The following is a 17,094-nucleotide window of genomic DNA, read 5'->3' on the forward strand; positions in this document are numbered from 1 at the left end:
ACCAAATCATCATAGCAAGATTGACGAAAAGTGATGGTAAACCCACGATAAAAAAGATAAACCCACCCTAACAATTTTTGCCTGTGTCTGTCTCTAAACGCTGCTTATAGAACCCGACACTGTACATTCTCGTTGTAGAGACGATTACTCATCGGGAAAAGGGATTGAGAGGATGAGCTTGAACTTTGCGATGGTGGCTTTATAGTACTCCATTCACAAACCTTTTGGCGGAGCAGTAACGTGAAATTATTGGCAGATAAAACGGGCGAGCAGTTCTTGCAGATTTTAGATGAGCAAGGTGACGCGCTAACGGTGCAATTCATCTCCAATGAAGGTGAGCCAAAAGGACAACCATTCAAAGATTCTCTCAAGGGCTTGAAGCTAGCGGGATGGTCTCATCGAACAACGTCGACTGCGATTGGTATCTCTCGATTCAAAAAGGGTTATCTAGAGGATGCGCATGTGAGCTTTGCGCTGCATCGTTTGTACCCGTTGGGACGCAAAGTCAAACTGCCAAGCGGCGAGATTGTGCAAATTGCCAGTTACGCCAATACCCACGCAGATGGTTACTACATGTTTGTTCGACGTGATGATGAGCAACAGTTGGTGCGCATGAAGATGTCACCAGATTGGCTGTTAATGCCATCAGAGAAGTTACTTGCGCTGCCGTATTATCCGCGTCCTCGTACTCAACAAGAGCTCAACGTGATTGACGATTTCGACAAATGGGCTGGTGGCTTTTAAGCGCCAGTCTGTTGATAATCAAACCCAAATCGCGCTAAGTAGTGCCAGACTTTTTTCAAATCTTGCTCGTCAAACGTTTTTGCTTTTACCGCTTCACCAATAATGCGAGGTGTTAGCATGCCATTTTCTGCAACCTGATTGGCGATGTCTAAAATGGCTTGTCCTCGGTAGTCTGGATAAAGATTGATGTCTTCTATTGAGACACAAAAACCACTGTGCCAACGAATTTCAACTGGTAATTCACGAGCGTAATCTTCTACCTCTGTGCCTTTAAATGAAGGGTCGAGCACCAAGGCTTGAATATCTTCCTCTAAGCGCAAATCGCCGTGGATTTGAGTCTCGATATAGGCGTCCAACCTGTCTGGCGCTTGTGCGTTTAACTCATCCAACAAGGGTTGAACGCGTTCAATGGTGGCAAAGTGCTCTGGCTCGAAGAAGCTATCTGGATAACAGAATGTCGCTCGTTTGCTGATCTCTGGTTTCAATAAGAAGTAGCTCGAACCAAATCTTGGTGAAGCGCCAATTTCTGAACCTGAGAAGTTTAATGCGCCATACTTTGGGCGTTGATTTGGTTGGCTATTGTCGTAAACCCCATCAAACACACGTTGCTCCCAACGCCAACGCTCCCCACCTTCGTAAGCCGTCAGTCCGCCATTGCTTGTACCGGTTTCAAATTGGGATTTGAGCTTGCCATCTTGGGCTATTGCCATAAGCAAAGACTCGCCCTTAGAAGTGGTTCGATCGGGATGAAAGTTGATGGTCACTGCGAAAGGATGTGATTGCGGCGCTCCTGCGGATTTCGAGCGAATCACATCAAGAGCACGTTGAGTTAATGGATGATCGAGCACGACATTGACCTCTGGTTTTTCTTTCAACTTACCGAGTTTATCCGTGCGGTGCAATTGGTTGATTTAGCTTTTCTCACCATCCTGTGGCCAGTCGCGAACGTGCACATCCATTTGTGGGAAGGCGATTTCGATGTCGTTCTCTTTGAACAGTTTATCGATGTTTTTGTTGATGATGTGAATGGTCGATAAGCGGTGATCGATGGAGTTAATGTGCACACGTAACTCAAAGTCTAAACTGCTTGCCCCGAACGCTAAGAAAAAGACTGACGGAGACGGATCGTTCAGCACTAATGGGTGCTCTTCCGCTACTTGATACAACAACTCTTCGACTTTTTCGACATCAGAGCCGTACGCCACGCCAATTGGAATCACAATACGAGTGATTGAATCCGTGAGTGACCAGTTGATGAGCTTTTCGGTAATGAAGGTTTTGTTCGGCACCACAATCTCTTTATTGTCCCAATCGATGATGGTGGTAGCGCGAGTTTGGATTTTGCTCACTGTGCCAGATAGGTCATTGATGGTGACGATATCTCCAATACGAATTGGGCGTTCAAACAGCAAGATCAAACCAGAGATAAAGTTCGCAAAGATTTCTTGCAGACCGAAGCCCAAGCCAACACCAAATGCCGCCACGAGCCATTGTAGGCGCGACCACTGAAAGCCAAGAATGGCGAAAGCAGACAGCACACCCGTCATCAAAATCAGATAGCGAAGCAAAGTGGTCACCGCGTAGCCCGTGCCGGGAGATAACTCTAAACGGCGCAGAATCAGCAGCTCCAGAATACCCGGTAGGTTGCGCACGCCAACAAAGGTAACAAGCAAGGTGATTAGCGCATAAATCAGAGACTGTAGCGTTACGTCAACCAAGGTCGAACTGCCGCTGACCACTTCACTGACTTGCCACACCACCACTTTATCGAGCCAACTGGTCATCTCTAACGCACTCGACCATAAAGTCAGAACCGCAATAACCAAGCCAATCAAGGATAAACCGCGCAACAGTGTCATGGATTGTTCGCTGATCTGCTCGCTACCTAAGCCTTGCTCTTCCACTTCTGGGAAGTTTTCTCTGAGTTCGGCGATTTCCGGTGGTTCGTCTGCTTGTTCTTGTTGCTGAGCAATTAGCTCTTCACGGCGCGCCAGTAGGCGTTGGTAATTAAGTTGACGGTGTTCGAGTTTGAGCCAGCGCTCGCCAAGCTGATAAGTAAACAAGACGCCAAGCACGACAAACAAGGTGAGCTGCTGGTAAATGAGCAACAGCCATGCAGCAATGTACAAACCCATCAACGCCATAATGATGATGGCAATGAAGGAGCCGAGGATCATCACTTTAAGCAGCAACAATCCAAGTCCGCGATTAAGGGGAACAGGCAGTGTCGATGGGATGCGATCAGATTTAAGTAAAGCGCCATACACCATTGTCATGCCGACCATTAGCATCAGAAAGAACAGGCGAGATATTTCTGCTTCTTGGTCACCGGCAACCAACTCTGCAAAGAAGATCAACAAGAGGAAGAGGGCAAATGGAAAGCGCAGGCGGTTACTCTGCTTATGAACATAATCACAAATGCGTTCTGGCCAATTTAGGTGCAGCTCCAACAAGCCTTTTTTCGAACTCATGGCGTAAATCAATTCAATAACAAACAAGGCAGAAGCGCTAGCAACAATCAGCATTTTGGATTCGGTTGCGTTGGGAGCCGGCCACAGCCAGAACAGTGCTGCTGCGGTGATGGCATACCAAAGTGGCAAAATCACGGCTCGACACATCGCCATAAACAGCAGTGAAATACTGTTTTGGAAGCGGTCCTTGAGCGGGTGGCCAAACACCTTTTTGTATTCATGACGAAGTCGAGTCGTACGACGAACCAAACGACGCCCCAGATAAAACAACACCAAGGTGTAGAAAACAAACGCACCACCCACCATTTTGAGTTGGTCAGGATTGACCTCATCTTGCAGGGTTTTCAATGGGGTTTTGGTGCCAAACCAAATCTCTTTATCGAAGTCAGTCAGGTGCTGCCAGAAAGGCACATTACTGCGTGTCCAAAGTTGTTGTTCACGTAAGAATGCTCGCGCATTTTCGACTTCAATGGCGTACTGGTTAATGGTCAGCTGCAGTTTTCCTAAAGCAATAATGAGCTTTTCATAATCTTGAGATAGCTGCTCTATGAGCTCATGCGATAAGGTTTCTAAACGGTCTGGAGCTTTGGCATTGGATTGCGTTGCACGAACGGCATCTTCAAGCGCAAAATCATCCAACAACTGGCTGATTTCGTATTTGCGAATGTGAGCATTGGCAATCTCATCGGGAATGGTCTTGTTTTGAATTTGGTTTGGCAAACGCTGTAGCTGAGCGCGAATCGAAGCGCCAAATGCGGTGCTGTCTCGCAGCCATGAGAGGTTTTCTTTGATTAGGCGCTGTTCTTCCGACAAGCTCCGGCGCTCTGATTCAAATTTTTGCCCAGCAATGCGAGCTTGGTCGATTTCTACCAATACTTGTTCTAGCTCTAACGTGTACTGACGAAGCTGCTCGATGAGTCGCTGTTTCTCCACGTCAGATTCATCGGCCTTCGCGCTTAGCTCCCGCGCTTCGGCAATCAAACTTCTTACCGATTCTTGTTCAACTCGGGTGAGCTTGTCTTGCAGTTCAATCAGCATGGGAGAGGCTAACTGAAGCTTCTTCGCCAGTAATTGCTGTTCTAATCGTACAAGCTCTGTGCGTTCATCCAAACTTTGTAGTTCAGCCGTCATCACCTCTTTTTGTAACTTAAGGTAGGTGAGATTCGCGGTCTCTAACCATTGATCTATTTCTGCGCCGTTTTCACTTTTGACCAATGAAGCTTGCTCAATTTGTTGATTCAATTGAGCCAAAGAAACGGGGAGGGAGGTTCTTGCTGCGTTGAGTTGTTTGGTCTTTTCAGCATTCGCTTGTGAAGTGGTGCGCCATTCACTCATGGCTGCCTGAAGTGACGCTATAGATTGAGATAGGTCGCTGTAACTATTGAGCTGCTTGGCCTTGAACATGTCGAGCTTTTCGGCTTCTTCGATTTGTTTGAGAAGACGTTCTCGCTGCAAGGGGAACTGGCTAATGATTTTTCGGTAATCGTCACGCGATGCTCTCTGTGCGCCGAACCCCGTAATTTGATTGAGTAGTGTTTCGTACTGACCAATCAGCGTGTCGTTTTTTGGTGACTCCGCGTTCAAGCGTGCGATTTCGCTTTTCAGAAAGTCGGTTTCGGGTAGGGTTTGCGCGACGGTGACAAAGGAAATCAGCAATAACAACACAGCGGTTAAGCAACGCAAGCTGCGGGCAAACATCGGCTTTCTCATTCCCTTCACACCAACCTCGACTCTGAATTTATTGAGTAGAAATAAGTGTATACGCTAGATGGGATGTACGCCTGTTTTGACAAAAAATCCCCGAGCGCACCAGAAGCAAAGCACTCGGGGATAAACTAAGAAAAGATAGTTGGGGGGTTAAGCGACCGCTTTTTCGCCAAGGGCGCGTAGGTCTTGCATGGTGTCTGCGTAGCTCTTTGGTTTACCAAACAGCCCCGCAGTACCAAGAATAAAGTACTCCACTTTGTCGCTCAGACGTTCAATTACTTCTGGGCTGATCGCGCCGTCGATGGCGATCTTAGTGTTGGTGCCTTTCGCTTCGATCATTTCGATAATACGCTCGATGCGGTTGTAAGCATTTGGAATAAAGGCTTGTCCTGCAAAACCAGGGTTTACCGACATCACCAAAATCACGTCCGTCACATCCAGTACGTCTTCAATTGCGCTCAATGGCGTACCTGGGTTGATTGCTAAGCCAGACTTAATGCCTTTCGCTTGGATGTTACCGAGTGAACGATGCAGGTGCGGTGGTGCTTCTGCGTGGATGTACATCAACTTAGGGCCCAGTGCTGCAAACAAGTCGATGAACTGGTCTGGATCCGACAACATTAGGTGCACATCGTATTCGATGTCCGTTAGGTTACGAATCGCTTTGATGTCTTCTGGGCCAAGCGCGAAGTTTGGTACAAAGTGACCGTCCATCACATCAATATGCAGCATATCGACGTTCGCTTTTTCTAGCTCTTTCAGCTCGCTTGCCAACTTAGAGAAGTCGACACACATCATTGAAGGACAAAACTTAGCCATCTTATCGCTCCTCAATTTCTGTAATTTGGTTTACACGGTTCTGATGACGACCACCTTCGAACTCTGCTTCTAACCAGCTATCGATGATCATTTTTGCTAGCTCAATGCCAATAACGCGAGAGCCGAACGCAAGGATGTTGGTGTTGTTGTGCTGTTTAGATAGCTGCGCTGTGTATGGGTCGCTACAAACGACTGCGCGAATGCCCGGAACTTTGTTTGCTGCTAGCGAAATGCCAACACCTGTACCGCAAATCAAAAGACCTTGGTCTGCATCGCCACTTGTTACCGCTTTCGCGACCGCTAAACCGTATTGAGGGTAGTCAGTACGCTCTGCTGAATGCGTGCCGAAATCAATCACTTCAATACCTTTACTTTCTAAGTGTTTGATAACCAATTCTTTATGTTCGATCCCTACATGATCACAACCGATAGCAATTTTCATATTCGTAACTCTCAAGCGTTCAGATTTGCTTTAAAGTTTACAAATAAAATCACAACTGTAAACATTGAATTTAATTGAAACTCACCGAATGTTATTTAAGTTGTTGTATTTAAAATAAATAAAAGTTCACAATAAAATTCACAGAAATGAAAAATTCACAGAAAGTTTATTTTTGTGATCTCGGTAGAGGCAGAGTCTATGACTTATTGATAGCTTAATAGGCAGTTAATCCATTAATCACGAAACAGGTTTGAATATGTCTTACACGATGATTGCAGAAGAGTTGGTGGGCTCGTTAGGCGGAGAAGAAAACATTGTCTCTGTCGCTCACTGTGCCACTCGATTACGCGTAATGGTTGCCGATGAAAACAAAATTGATAAGAAACGCATCGAAGGCACCGACAAGGTAAAAGGCGCATTTTTTAACAGCGGCCAATACCAAATTATTTTCGGCACCGGAACGGTGAACCGAGTCTTTGAAGCGTTTGAGAACTTAAAGCTGAAGACCGCTTCGAAAGATGAACAACGTAAAGCGGTTGAAAAACAAGGGACGGCTTTCCAACGTGCGATCCGTACGTTTGGTGATGTTTTCGTGCCAATCATTCCAGCGCTTGTTGCGACAGGTTTGTTTATGGGGTTGCGTGGCTTGTTCATGCAGCCAGAGATCTTAGGCTTGTTTGGTCTAACGCCAGAAACCATTCCGCAAAACTTCATTCTTTATACTCAAATTCTGACGGATACTGCCTTCATTTTCCTACCAGCATTGATCGCGTGGTCGGCGGCGCGCGTGTTTGGTGGCTCTCCTTTAATTGGTTTGATTTTGGGTATGATGCTGGTGTCGCCAGCGCTGCCAAATGCATGGTCTGTGGCGTCTGGTGAGCTTGATCCAATCATGTTCTTTGGCTTTATTCCTGTGCTTGGTTACCAAGGTTCGGTTATCCCTGCCTTTATTGCCGGTATGTTGGGAGCCAAACTAGAGCGCCGTATTCGTAACTTCGTACCAGAAGCTTTGGACTTAGTCGTCACGCCATTCCTAACGCTATTGGTGATGATTACGGCTTCTCTATTTGTGATTGGTCCTATCTTCCACTGGTTAGAGCTTATTATTCTGCAAGGCGCACAGTTCATGCTGGATCTGCCACTGGGTCTGAGCGGTATCTTGATTGGTGGTCTGCAACAGATCGTTGTGATGACGGGTGTTCACCACATCTTCAACCTGCTTGAGATTCAATTGCTGACCAACACTGGCGCAAACGAATTCAACGCCATCATCACCGCTGCAATCGCTGCACAAGGTGCTGCTTGTCTTGCGGTAGGTGTGAAAACCAAAGACAAGAAACTCAAAGCTCTGGCAATGCCATCAACACTATCTGCATTCTTGGGTATCACTGAGCCAGCGCTATACGGTGTGAACCTTCGCTTCTTCAAACCATTCATTATGGGCTTGATTGGCGGTGCTGTTGGCGGCTTCTTCGCAACGGTATTTGGTTTGAAAGCAACAGGCATGGCTATCACGGTAATTCCAGGTGCGCTGCTCTACTTGAATGGTCAAATGCTGGGTTATCTAGCGGTGAACTTAATTGCTATCGGTACGGCATTTACTCTGACTTACCTATTTGGTTACTCAGACAAGATGCTGCAAGACAAGTAATCCCTTGTGTTTTCATCCCCCTGACTTCAGGGGGATTCCTGTTTCTAGATTTTAATAAGGCTTACCATGACAGCAGAACAAACCTACATTAACGACGTGTTGGCGATTGCCTTAAATCAGATGGCAAATCCGCAAGAAGACCCTTACCGTCCAACTTGGCACTTTGCGCCGCAATTTGGTTTATTGAACGACCCAAACGGCTTGGCACACTTTGCGGGTGAATATCACCTGTTTTATCAATGGAATCCAAAAGCGTGTGCGCATGGTGCGAAAGCATGGGGACACGCCACCAGTAAAGATCTTATTCACTGGCAGCATCAACCTTTGGCGTTAGCACCAACAGAAAACTACGAAACGCACGGTTGTTATTCTGGCTCAGGCTTGGTAGTGGATGGTGTGCTGGAACTGTTTTACACCGGCAACGTGAAGTTCGAACAAGGTGGCCGAACCGCTTACCAATGCCGAGCTACGTTAGAGGCGGGCAAACAGGCAGAGAAGCAAGGCATTGTGCTCGACTTACCACAAGGCTACAGCGGCCATGTGCGCGATCCAAAAGTGTGGCTGCACGATGGTGAGTACTACATGGTGCTGGGTGCAGAAGATCTCGATTACAAAGGCAAAGTGCTGTTGTACCGTTCATCAGACCGAAAACAATGGCAGTTTGTTGGTGAAGTATTTGGTGATGGCTGCAATCAACATCAAAGTGATGACTTTATGTTGGAATGCCCAGATCTTTTCCCGATTGGTGACCAATACGCGCTGATCACTTGCCCGAAAAACTGGTTAGAAGTGGACGGTCGTAAAGTGGAAACCTTTGATGTGACTTATCATCTCGGTCAGCTTGATTACCCAACGGCGGGCTTTGAACATGGCGAAGGCGTATTGATGGATCATGGTTTCGACTTTTACGCGCCACAAACGTTTGAAGATGAACAAGGTCGTCGCATTCTCTTTGGATGGATGGGAAAACCAGATGAGTTCGAATCTTACCAACCAACGATAGAGTTTGGTTGGATTCATCAAATGACTTGCCCGCGAGAGCTGATTCTTCAAGATGGCCGCTTACTGCAAAAACCAAGTGCAGAACTCGAATCTTTGCGTTCTCAACCACAAAGCTTTACCAACCAATCGCTGCGTTTTTATGGATTGTCTTCTGAACTGCTGATTGAAGATGTTCCGGCACAACTGACCATCGACGTTGCCGCCGATTTGAAGTTGCAAGTGACGCCACAAGGGCTAGCAACGATTCGCCGAAATCTCAAAACGGGTGAGTGGGAATCAAAGCAGTGGCAAGGTGAGGTTCGTCACTTACAAATTCTACGCGACCATTCATGTGTGGAAGTATTTATTAACCAAGGTGAGGCGGTATCGACATCACGCTTCTTCGGCCAAAACGCGCAAGGTGTGGGCTTTGTGATTGAGAGCGAAAGCGCAGTCACGGCAACACATTGGCAATTAAAGGCATAACTGTAGCTGCAAGTGCAGTTACCATGACGAGAGAGCGGTAGCTATGTATAATGATCCGACTGTTTCACAAGGAATGATATGGTCCGTGGATGTCAATCAAGTAATTCCCAATATTCGTATGCGTATGCCTTCACTCACGCGTACCGAACAATCCATTGCGGAAAACTTTCTCAAGCCTCACTTCATGCAGAAGTCGACTTCAATTAAAGAAGTGGCGGAGCGATTGGGTGTGTCAACGGCGTTGATCGTTAAGGTGTCAAAGAAGCTTGGCTTCAGTGGTTTCAAACAGCTTAAAGACGCGTTAAACGCTCATCATCACTCAGATTCTTACGCGCCAAGTGAGCAACTTCAGCCGGATGATTCTTGCGAGCAGATCGTCACTAAGGTGCTGCAAAACTCCATCAATGCCTTGACGGAAATCCTCAACTTCGTGGATGCTAACATGGTGAGCGCTGCTGCCGAGGCCATCATTAACGCACGTAACATAGAGTTGTACGCAGCAGGTGGTTCGAACATCATCTGTGAAGACTTCCAGCATAAGCTTTTGCGTTTTGGTATTCGCGCCTCAGTGCCTCGTGACCGTCACTTAATGTTGATGTCGGCTAGCGTGTTGAGCGAAAAAGATGTGGTGCTGGTGGTATCGCATTCAGGTCAAACCGTTGATTTGATGGATGCTGTCCGTCTTGCGAAGCAATCTGGTGCGACGATCATCTCTATCACCAACAACTTCCACGCTGAGTTATCCCAGCTTTCCGATTACCCGCTATACGCGCCTGCATCGCCAGAGCCACTACTGGGTAAAAACGGTATCGCGCGCTTGGTCAAACTTGCCATGATCGACAGCTTGTATGCGACCATTGCGAGTAAGATTCCAGACCAAGCGGAAGAGAATTTAGAGAAGACCACTAAAGCGGTGGCGATTCTGCATCGATAAAGGTCGCTAGACGAGGCAAAGCTTCGAGATAAACAGGATTCAAAAATAATAAAGGCTGACATTACGTCAGCCTTTTTCTTATCTGTACCTCGGGTTCTAGGATTAGAACGGATGGTTCGATAGCTGGTTGCTGCTTTCTAGCATCTTCTCTGCTACGTAGCGATGCGTGGCCGTAGTTGGGTGAGTTACATCCCAGAACACAAACTTGTCAGAGCCAGAAGAAGCACACTCAGAGCGCAGCGCATGATGATACAAGTAATCTGCAGAAGACGAACGGTTAATGTCTTGGCAAGCTTGGCTCGCATTAACGAAGCCGTATTGCTCAGGGTTCGCTGTTAAGCTTTCAAACAGGGCATGGGTATCATACAGAGTGATGTTGTAGCCTTGCGCTGTGTAGTACGCCGCTTGCGTTTTGATGAACTCGTTCATTTCCACGATCTTCGCACGGATCTTGTCGATTTCCTCTTGAGTTGAGTAGGTAAACTGTGGCGCACGGGTGGCGTCTGGCAGTGTCATCAACAACAAGTTCTTCGCACCCGCATCGGTCAGTTTGATCAATGCTTCCGCGTAGTCTGATTTCACTTCGGGAACGCTGCGGTTGTAGTTCATGAAGTCATTCAAACCAAACTCAAGCGTAAACAATGTATTGGCTGGCTTGTAGTTTTTGGCAAGTTTCGCATACGCCAAGTAAGAAGAAACTTGCTCACCCACTCCCGTCAGAGCGATGTATTGGTTTTCACCTGCTGCGCCGCCAACAGCCCAGTTGTAGAGCGGTAGGTTCTTCGCTTGAGCAATGTACTCTGTCCATACAAACCCGTTAGAGAAATGCCCTAAGAACCAGCTATTTGGATTCGGGAATCGCCATTGTGATGCGTTAAAGATGTTGCCTGTATCCGACAAACTGTCACCCAGCGCCACGACCTTGTTGATTTGATCGGGCTGCATGACAGGATCATTACTCCAGATGGTGTGGTTGTAGGAGAAACGGTTATCGGCAGCAAAGAAGGTGATGTCTGCGTTTTCATTCGCCAGATCTAGGGTCTGCTCACAACGCTCTTTGATGATGTTTTGTGGTGTGTCGGTGTAAAACATGTTTTTGAAAGAAACAGCACTCCACCAATAGCCGTCAATTGTGAAGTAACTGCCGTCAGGATTCTCGGCCCATTCCCAATCTGTCGCAGGCTCGTCTTCTGAATAACTGGTGCGGTACCAACAGCGAACATAAGTGTAGGTTTGTTTCGCTTGCGCACTTCTGACTTGCGAGGCGCTTACCATTTCAGGAGTCAGGGATGGCTCGTCGGCGTGAGCCAAACTCAGTGGTAGTAATAATGCACTAAGTAACGTAATGGTCTTATTCATGATTCACTCTCTATGATGATTATCGTCATGATTTAAGTGAGAATTTATCTCACCAAACGCCCTCATTCTGAGTAAATACCCTACTTAGTCAAATATCTAATTATTCATTCTGTCAATTTTGGTACCGCAATCGTATTTCAATAGATTTGGTAAATACTAAGACTTTATAAAATCTAGAATAATTACTCACTAACATTAATTTAACATGCACTTTTTGTGTTAATAAGTAATTGCTTTATAAGGTTTTGGTGGTGTTTTTATATGTTAACTAAATCTGTTGTTTAGATGATCTTTTGTTCATTGTTGTGTATTCATGAAACAAATTGTTTGGCATTTTTAGGCGATAACCTATAGCTGAATCGCTCATGCATAAGTCAGGGTTATGATTTTTCATGAGAATAAAGTGAATAAAAATCAGCTCAAAAAGGAATAGAGCAAATGCATCACACAACAACTAAATTAAATGGCTTGTTTTCATTGTCTGCCGTTGCAGTAGCACTGACGTTTTCGATGTCAGCGCATGCGGCTCCTTTAACGGGGTTCGACGAATCTAACTTGCCGACTAAATACATCGTCAAATTTAAAGAAGATACGTCCAGTCCTTCAGCATTGGGTGGGAACTCATTCTGGGGGCCACGCATCGCGCAAGAGTCGGTCTTAGATCAGCTCAAAGCGCGTAAAGTGGAAAAGCTAGGAAATCGCGCGATTTACAGCGTGGAGATGGAAGACTCGGAGTTGGGGCAATTACGTAATCGCAGCGATGTGGAATACGTTGAAATTGACCCACCGCGTTATCTGTTAAGCGAGACTATCCCTTGGGGCTATGAGGCGGTGAACGCTCAGTTTCTGGATGACTCAAATGCAGGGAATCGCACCGTGTGTATCATCGACTCGGGTTACGATCTGGCGCACAACGATCTGAGTGGTAACCGAGTGTCGGGCACAAACGATAGCGGTACAGGTTCTTGGAGTGTTCCGGGGAACAACAACGCTCACGGTACGCACGTAGCAGGTACGATTGCCGCGATTGCCAACACAGAGGGCATCAAAGGCGTTATGCCGAACCAAAACGTGAATTTGCACATCGTTAAGGTGTTCAATGAAGCGGGTTGGGGCTACTCATCCAGCTTGGTTAAAGCGGTACAAACTTGTGCTGACAACGGCGCGAACGTCGTCAACATGAGCCTTGGTGGTAGCCAGTCGAGTGTGACAGAGAAAAACGCGTTGCAAACCATTTACGACCAAGGCGTGCTGCTGATTGCCGCTGCGGGTAACGATGGTAACACTGCGCACAGCTACCCAGCGTCTTACGACTCAGTTATGTCCGTTGCGGCGGTGGATGATAAGCGTGATCACGCGGCGTTCTCCCAAGCGACAGACCAAGTTGAAATCGCAGGTCCGGGCGTAGCAATTCTGTCTACGGTGACTGTGGGCGAGGGTAAGCTTTCAGACATTCGCTTGAATGGTGTTAGCCAGTTCGATCGTGGCATCGTTCCTCACAACCGCTTGATCCAATCGGGCGGCAGTTACGGTCCTGATCCAGTAGCCGGTTCTATCACAGCGACACTGGCAAGCTGTGACGTATCTGGTAGCAGTTTCAGCTGTGGCGATATGACGGGCAAGATTTGTTTGACCGAGCGTGTGGGCAACCAATCATCAGGCAACTACCCAGAAATCGATGCAGTTCAAGCGTGTTACAACGCAGGCGCAAGTGCGGCGATTGTGTACAGTAACTCTGAGCTACCGGGTTTGCAGAATCCTTTCCTTGTCGATCAAAACAACGCGGCGCGTATTGTGTCAGTAACCGTTGATCGTGCCTTCGGTCAGGAGCTGTTGGGCTACGTTGGTCAAGACATCACGGTATCGACCACCAAGGGTGAAGACTACGAGTACTACAACGGTACTTCGATGGCGACACCGCACGTAACGGGTGTTGCAGGTTTAGTGTGGAGTTACCATCCAACCTGTACCGCAGCACAAGTACGTAACGCATTGATCAAGACAGCAACGGACATCGACGTAACAGGTCGTGATAACCGCACAGGTCATGGTCTTGTGAATGCTGAAGCAGCGAAACAATACCTAGACGCAGGCTGTAATGGTCCGGATGGCGGCGGTTCTGGCGACGACAACGTTCTAGAAAACGGCGTGGCGAAAACGCAGCTTTCTGGCGGCAGCAAATCAAGCACAGTATTCGTGTTTGACGTCCCTGCGGATGCAACGCAAGCGACATTCAACATGAGTGGTGGCTCTGGTGATGCTGACCTTTACGTGCGCTTTAATGGCACACCAAGCACCAGCACTTACGACTGTCGTTCATGGGCGGGCGGTAATGGCGAAAGCTGTAGCTTGAACGTCTCTGGCGCAGGGCAATATGAAGTATTGGTTTACGGCTACAGCGCGTACTCTGGTGTTTCTCTTGTTGCCGCGCATAACGGTTCGGACGATTCATCAGGTGGCGGTTCTGCACCTTCTAGCTACACCAACTCGAATGCAGTAGCAATTCCTGACAACAGCTCTGCAGGTATTGTAAGCCCATTAGATGTGGCTCGCTCTGGCGATGCAGGTTCAGTGACTATCGACTTGGATATCACTCACACCTACATTGGCGATCTTCGTGTCACGCTAACGTCACCTGACGGTGGTCAAGTAGTACTGCACGACAATGCGGGTGGTGGTGCGAACGACATTAAAACCAGTTTCCAAGCGGACTTCTCTGGTTTTGAATCGCAAGGCACATGGGAACTTAAAGCGGTGGACAATGCCAGAAGAGACACAGGCACCATCAACAGTTGGACTCTGACCTTTCAATAAGGAGTGACTATGAAGAAGTTGACCTTACTTTCTTTGTCTGCGGTAGGCGCTACCGCACTATTGGCAATCGGACTGAGCTCAAGCAGCTTGGCAAACAATCAAGGATTTCCTCTCGTGGATGAACGCCAAGATCAAGCCGAGCAGCAACCTGCACGTTACTTTGTTAAGTATCATGAAGGGAAAGAGAGCGAAGTGAGAGCGCTTCTTCGTCAGCACAACATTGAAGTGGTCGACGCTCTGGTGAAACAACACGTGTTGATTGTGGTGGGTGAACAGGCGGAAGTCGATAAGCTCGCCGATCACGATGCGGTCGAGTACACCGAGCAAGAGCCGACAAGAAAGCTGCTATCTAACGGAAGTACGCTTCAATAAGCCAAACCTCCTTAAGATAGTGCCAAAAAGAAAAACGCCCCTCACGTGAGGGGCGTTTGTTTTCTTTCTATGATTACTTTTTATGACTGGGTTCTTCTAAAGTCAGTCGCTTGCTATGACTAGAGACTCTTTAGGATTGATGCCGATGAGCCTATTCGCGCATCAATCAAGTCAGTTATCAGCTAGTCATATTCAGACTAACCACTTAGCGAACAATCAGACCCAGTAGGATACCAACAGCGCCGAAGTCTGCGTCACTAAAGGTCGTGTTGGCAAAGCCTAGGTCACCCAGTACCGGCATTAGGAATACTGGTAGGAAGGTAATTAGTAGACCTTGTGCAAAAGCACCCAAGATTGCACCGCGACGACCACCTGTAGCGTTACCAAATACACCTGCTGCTGCACCCACAAAGAAGTGTGGAACGACACCAGGGATAATCACAGTAAGCCCCATCACGTAAAGTAGGAACATGCCCAAAAGACCCGCCGCAAAGCTCGATAGGAAGCCAACCAATACTGCGTTTGGTGCGTATGGGAATACAACCGGACAATCAAGTGCAGGTTTTGCGTTTGGTACTAGTTTGTCTGAGATACCTTTGAACGCTGGAACGATTTCTGCGATAACCATACGTACACCTTGAAGGATAACGTACACACCACCGGCGAATGTGATGGATTGCATCAGCGCGAACATGAACCAGTGCTTACCACCACTGACTTCGCGTACAAAGTCACCGCCAGCGAAGATACACGTCACCATAAAGATGATGCCCATGGTGAACGAGATTGCCACTGGCGTATCACGTAGGAACAACAAGCTCTTAGGTACGTTCATCTCTTCAGTAGAGTGTTCTTTGTTACCGAACTTGCTGCCAATAAAGCCCGCTAGCACGTAAGAAAGGGTAGAGAAGTGACCAATCGCAACGTCATCAGAACCTGTTACTTGCTTCATGTACTTGTGAGCAATCGCAGGGAAGAACACCATCACAGAGCCCACAACCAGAGAGCCAAGTGCGATCAGTGGAACACCTTTCATGCCGCTAGAAGCAAGGATCGCCGCTACCATCATCGACATGAATAGCGTGTGGTGACCTGTTAGGAAGATGAATTTCCATGGCGTGAAGCGAGCGATCAAGATGTTCACTAACATACCGAAGAACATGATCATCGCCATCTCTTTACCAAACGCTTCTTGCGCGATAGAGACGATAGCTTCGTTGTTTGGAACCACGCCAGTGATGCCGAACGCGTGTTGGAAAATCGTCGCAAAGTCACCCAGAGAAGTCACAACCAGACCCGCACCCGCGCCAAGCACGATGAAACCAAGAATGGTTTTTACTGTACCTTTAATACACTCAGTGATCGGTTTTTTCTGGGCAATTAAGCCGATTAGGGCGATGAGACCTACCAGAACTGCCGGCTCTGATAGGACATCGTTCATTAAGAAACTGAAGAATTCCATAACGCCACCTTATAGAGCGCCAAGCTCTTGAAGTGCTACAGATAGACGCTCTTTCATTGCCACTTTGTCGACCATGTTATCAAGCGCAACGATGCGAGGTTCAACGCCAAGTGCGTTCAACTGTTCAACGATGTCGTTAGTACCGATGAAGATGTCACAATCCGTACCTTTTGCAGAGCCTAGATCGATATGATCCACTTCTGCGTTTACATTCAATTCTTTCACGATGCCTTTGATGCTCATTTCCATCATTAGGCTAGTACCAAGACCGTGACCGCAAACAACCATAATTTTCATAATTCAGACCTTTTCTTTTTATAGGGGTGTATGCCCATTTTGAAGGGCACATCAGGAGTTAGTATTTTTCGATGATCGCGAGAACATCTTGTGTGTTTTGAGCGGTGCAGATGGCTTCTACATGCTCTTCATTCATAAACAACTCAGCCAGTTTAGAAATCGCATTCACGTGCGAGTTACTGTCTGTCGCGGCTAACGTAACCAGCATTTTTACTGGATCGTTACCTTCAGAATCGAAGTTCACGCCGTTTTGAATCACTGTGATGGCAAGAGACAAACGGTTAACACCATCTTCAGGGCGAGCGTGTGGCATTGCCATACCAGGACCTACCACGTAGTAAGGACCGAGCTCTTCGTGTGAGCGGTAAATAGCGTCCACGTAGCTTGGCTCAATCGCACCATTTTCAATCAGTGCTTCACAGGATTTGCTCACCGCATCTTTCCAGTCAGTAGCATCAGAATGGATGCGAATCACATCAGAGGTAATCAGTTCACGTAGCATTGGATCTTTCCGGTTTGTTGTTTTGTTGATGGGTACTTTATCGATCAATTTGT

14 protein-coding genes are annotated in these 17,094 nt (G+C 47.3%); 6 read left to right on the forward strand and 8 right to left on the reverse strand.

The genetic code is table 11. The features are described 5' to 3' along the window. The first annotated feature begins 240 nt into the window (after positions 1 to 240). Complete coding sequence (locus A9237_RS17185; RefSeq protein ID WP_078608805.1) at positions 241 to 744, forward strand: hypothetical protein; 504 nt, start codon at positions 241 to 243, stop codon at positions 742 to 744. Here the strand turns inward: A9237_RS17185 and A9237_RS17190 are convergent. From A9237_RS17190 to rpiB, 4 genes are all read right to left on the reverse strand, one after another. Beyond that, a complete protein-coding gene (locus tag A9237_RS17190; RefSeq protein WP_078610216.1) occupies positions 741 to 1,592 on the reverse strand; it encodes a DUF3626 domain-containing protein in 852 nt (283 codons plus the stop codon). The two genes, A9237_RS17185 and A9237_RS17190, sit on opposite strands and share 4 nt — an antisense overlap. 63 nt (positions 1,593 to 1,655) lie before the next feature. After that, on the reverse strand, positions 1,656 to 4,925 hold the full coding sequence (locus A9237_RS17195) for a mechanosensitive ion channel domain-containing protein (protein ID WP_237358452.1): 3,270 nt from the start codon (positions 4,923 to 4,925) through the stop codon (positions 1,656 to 1,658). 147 nt (positions 4,926 to 5,072) lie between these two features. Further along, positions 5,073 to 5,741 (reverse strand): ribulose-phosphate 3-epimerase, encoded by a 669-nt coding sequence (gene rpe / locus A9237_RS17200; protein WP_009705067.1) that lies wholly within the window; start codon positions 5,739 to 5,741, stop codon positions 5,073 to 5,075. A 1-nt stretch (position 5,742) separates the two neighbouring features. Further along, complete coding sequence (rpiB, locus tag A9237_RS17205; RefSeq protein ID WP_078608807.1) at positions 5,743 to 6,183, reverse strand: ribose 5-phosphate isomerase B; 441 nt, start codon at positions 6,181 to 6,183, stop codon at positions 5,743 to 5,745. Between the two features lie 256 nt (positions 6,184 to 6,439). On the opposite strand from rpiB, the gene A9237_RS17210 reads away from it, so the two are divergent. The 3 genes from A9237_RS17210 (at position 6,440) to A9237_RS17220 (ending at position 10,235) form a co-directional block, all read left to right on the forward strand. After that, complete coding sequence (locus A9237_RS17210) at positions 6,440 to 7,834, forward strand: sucrose-specific PTS transporter subunit IIBC (protein ID WP_005442341.1); 1,395 nt, start codon at positions 6,440 to 6,442, stop codon at positions 7,832 to 7,834. A gap of 66 nt (positions 7,835 to 7,900) precedes the next feature. After that, positions 7,901 to 9,301 carry a glycoside hydrolase family 32 protein gene (locus A9237_RS17215; protein WP_078608808.1) on the forward strand — a complete coding sequence of 467 codons (1,401 nt, stop codon included), beginning with the start codon at positions 7,901 to 7,903 and terminating at the stop codon, positions 9,299 to 9,301. A gap of 85 nt (positions 9,302 to 9,386) precedes the next feature. Beyond that, entirely contained in the window at positions 9,387 to 10,235 is an 849-nt protein-coding gene (locus A9237_RS17220; protein WP_009705064.1) for an SIS domain-containing protein, read from the forward strand. 102 nt (positions 10,236 to 10,337) lie between these two features. Here A9237_RS17220 and A9237_RS17225 read toward each other — a convergent pair whose 3' ends face one another. Next, on the reverse strand, positions 10,338 to 11,597 hold the full coding sequence (locus tag A9237_RS17225) for an SGNH/GDSL hydrolase family protein (protein WP_153303261.1): 1,260 nt from the start codon (positions 11,595 to 11,597) through the stop codon (positions 10,338 to 10,340). Positions 11,598 to 12,032: 435 nt separating this feature from the next. Between A9237_RS17225 and A9237_RS17230 the strand changes: the two genes are divergently transcribed. Then, entirely contained in the window at positions 12,033 to 14,408 is a 2,376-nt protein-coding gene (locus A9237_RS17230; protein ID WP_078608810.1) for a S8 family serine peptidase, read from the forward strand. Between the two features lie 9 nt (positions 14,409 to 14,417). After that, complete coding sequence (locus A9237_RS17235; RefSeq protein ID WP_020196609.1) at positions 14,418 to 14,780, forward strand: hypothetical protein; 363 nt, start codon at positions 14,418 to 14,420, stop codon at positions 14,778 to 14,780. Between the two features lie 205 nt (positions 14,781 to 14,985). On the opposite strand, the gene A9237_RS17240 is transcribed toward A9237_RS17235, so the two are convergent. Genes A9237_RS17240 through A9237_RS17250 form a run of 3 tightly spaced genes read right to left on the reverse strand, consistent with a single transcriptional unit; the run spans position 14,986 to position 17,041 of the window. Continuing rightward, positions 14,986 to 16,242 carry a PTS ascorbate transporter subunit IIC gene (locus A9237_RS17240; RefSeq protein WP_078608811.1) on the reverse strand — a complete coding sequence of 419 codons (1,257 nt, stop codon included), beginning with the start codon at positions 16,240 to 16,242 and terminating at the stop codon, positions 14,986 to 14,988. Positions 16,243 to 16,251: 9 nt separating this feature from the next. Beyond that, complete coding sequence (locus A9237_RS17245; protein ID WP_005374080.1) at positions 16,252 to 16,539, reverse strand: PTS sugar transporter subunit IIB; 288 nt, start codon at positions 16,537 to 16,539, stop codon at positions 16,252 to 16,254. Between the two features lie 58 nt (positions 16,540 to 16,597). Beyond that, entirely contained in the window at positions 16,598 to 17,041 is a 444-nt protein-coding gene (locus A9237_RS17250) for a PTS sugar transporter subunit IIA (protein WP_078608812.1), read from the reverse strand. Positions 17,042 to 17,094 lie beyond the last annotated feature (53 nt).

It is taken from the genome of Vibrio owensii, from assembly GCF_002021755.1.
Lineage (GTDB): Bacteria > Pseudomonadota > Gammaproteobacteria > Enterobacterales > Vibrionaceae > Vibrio > Vibrio owensii.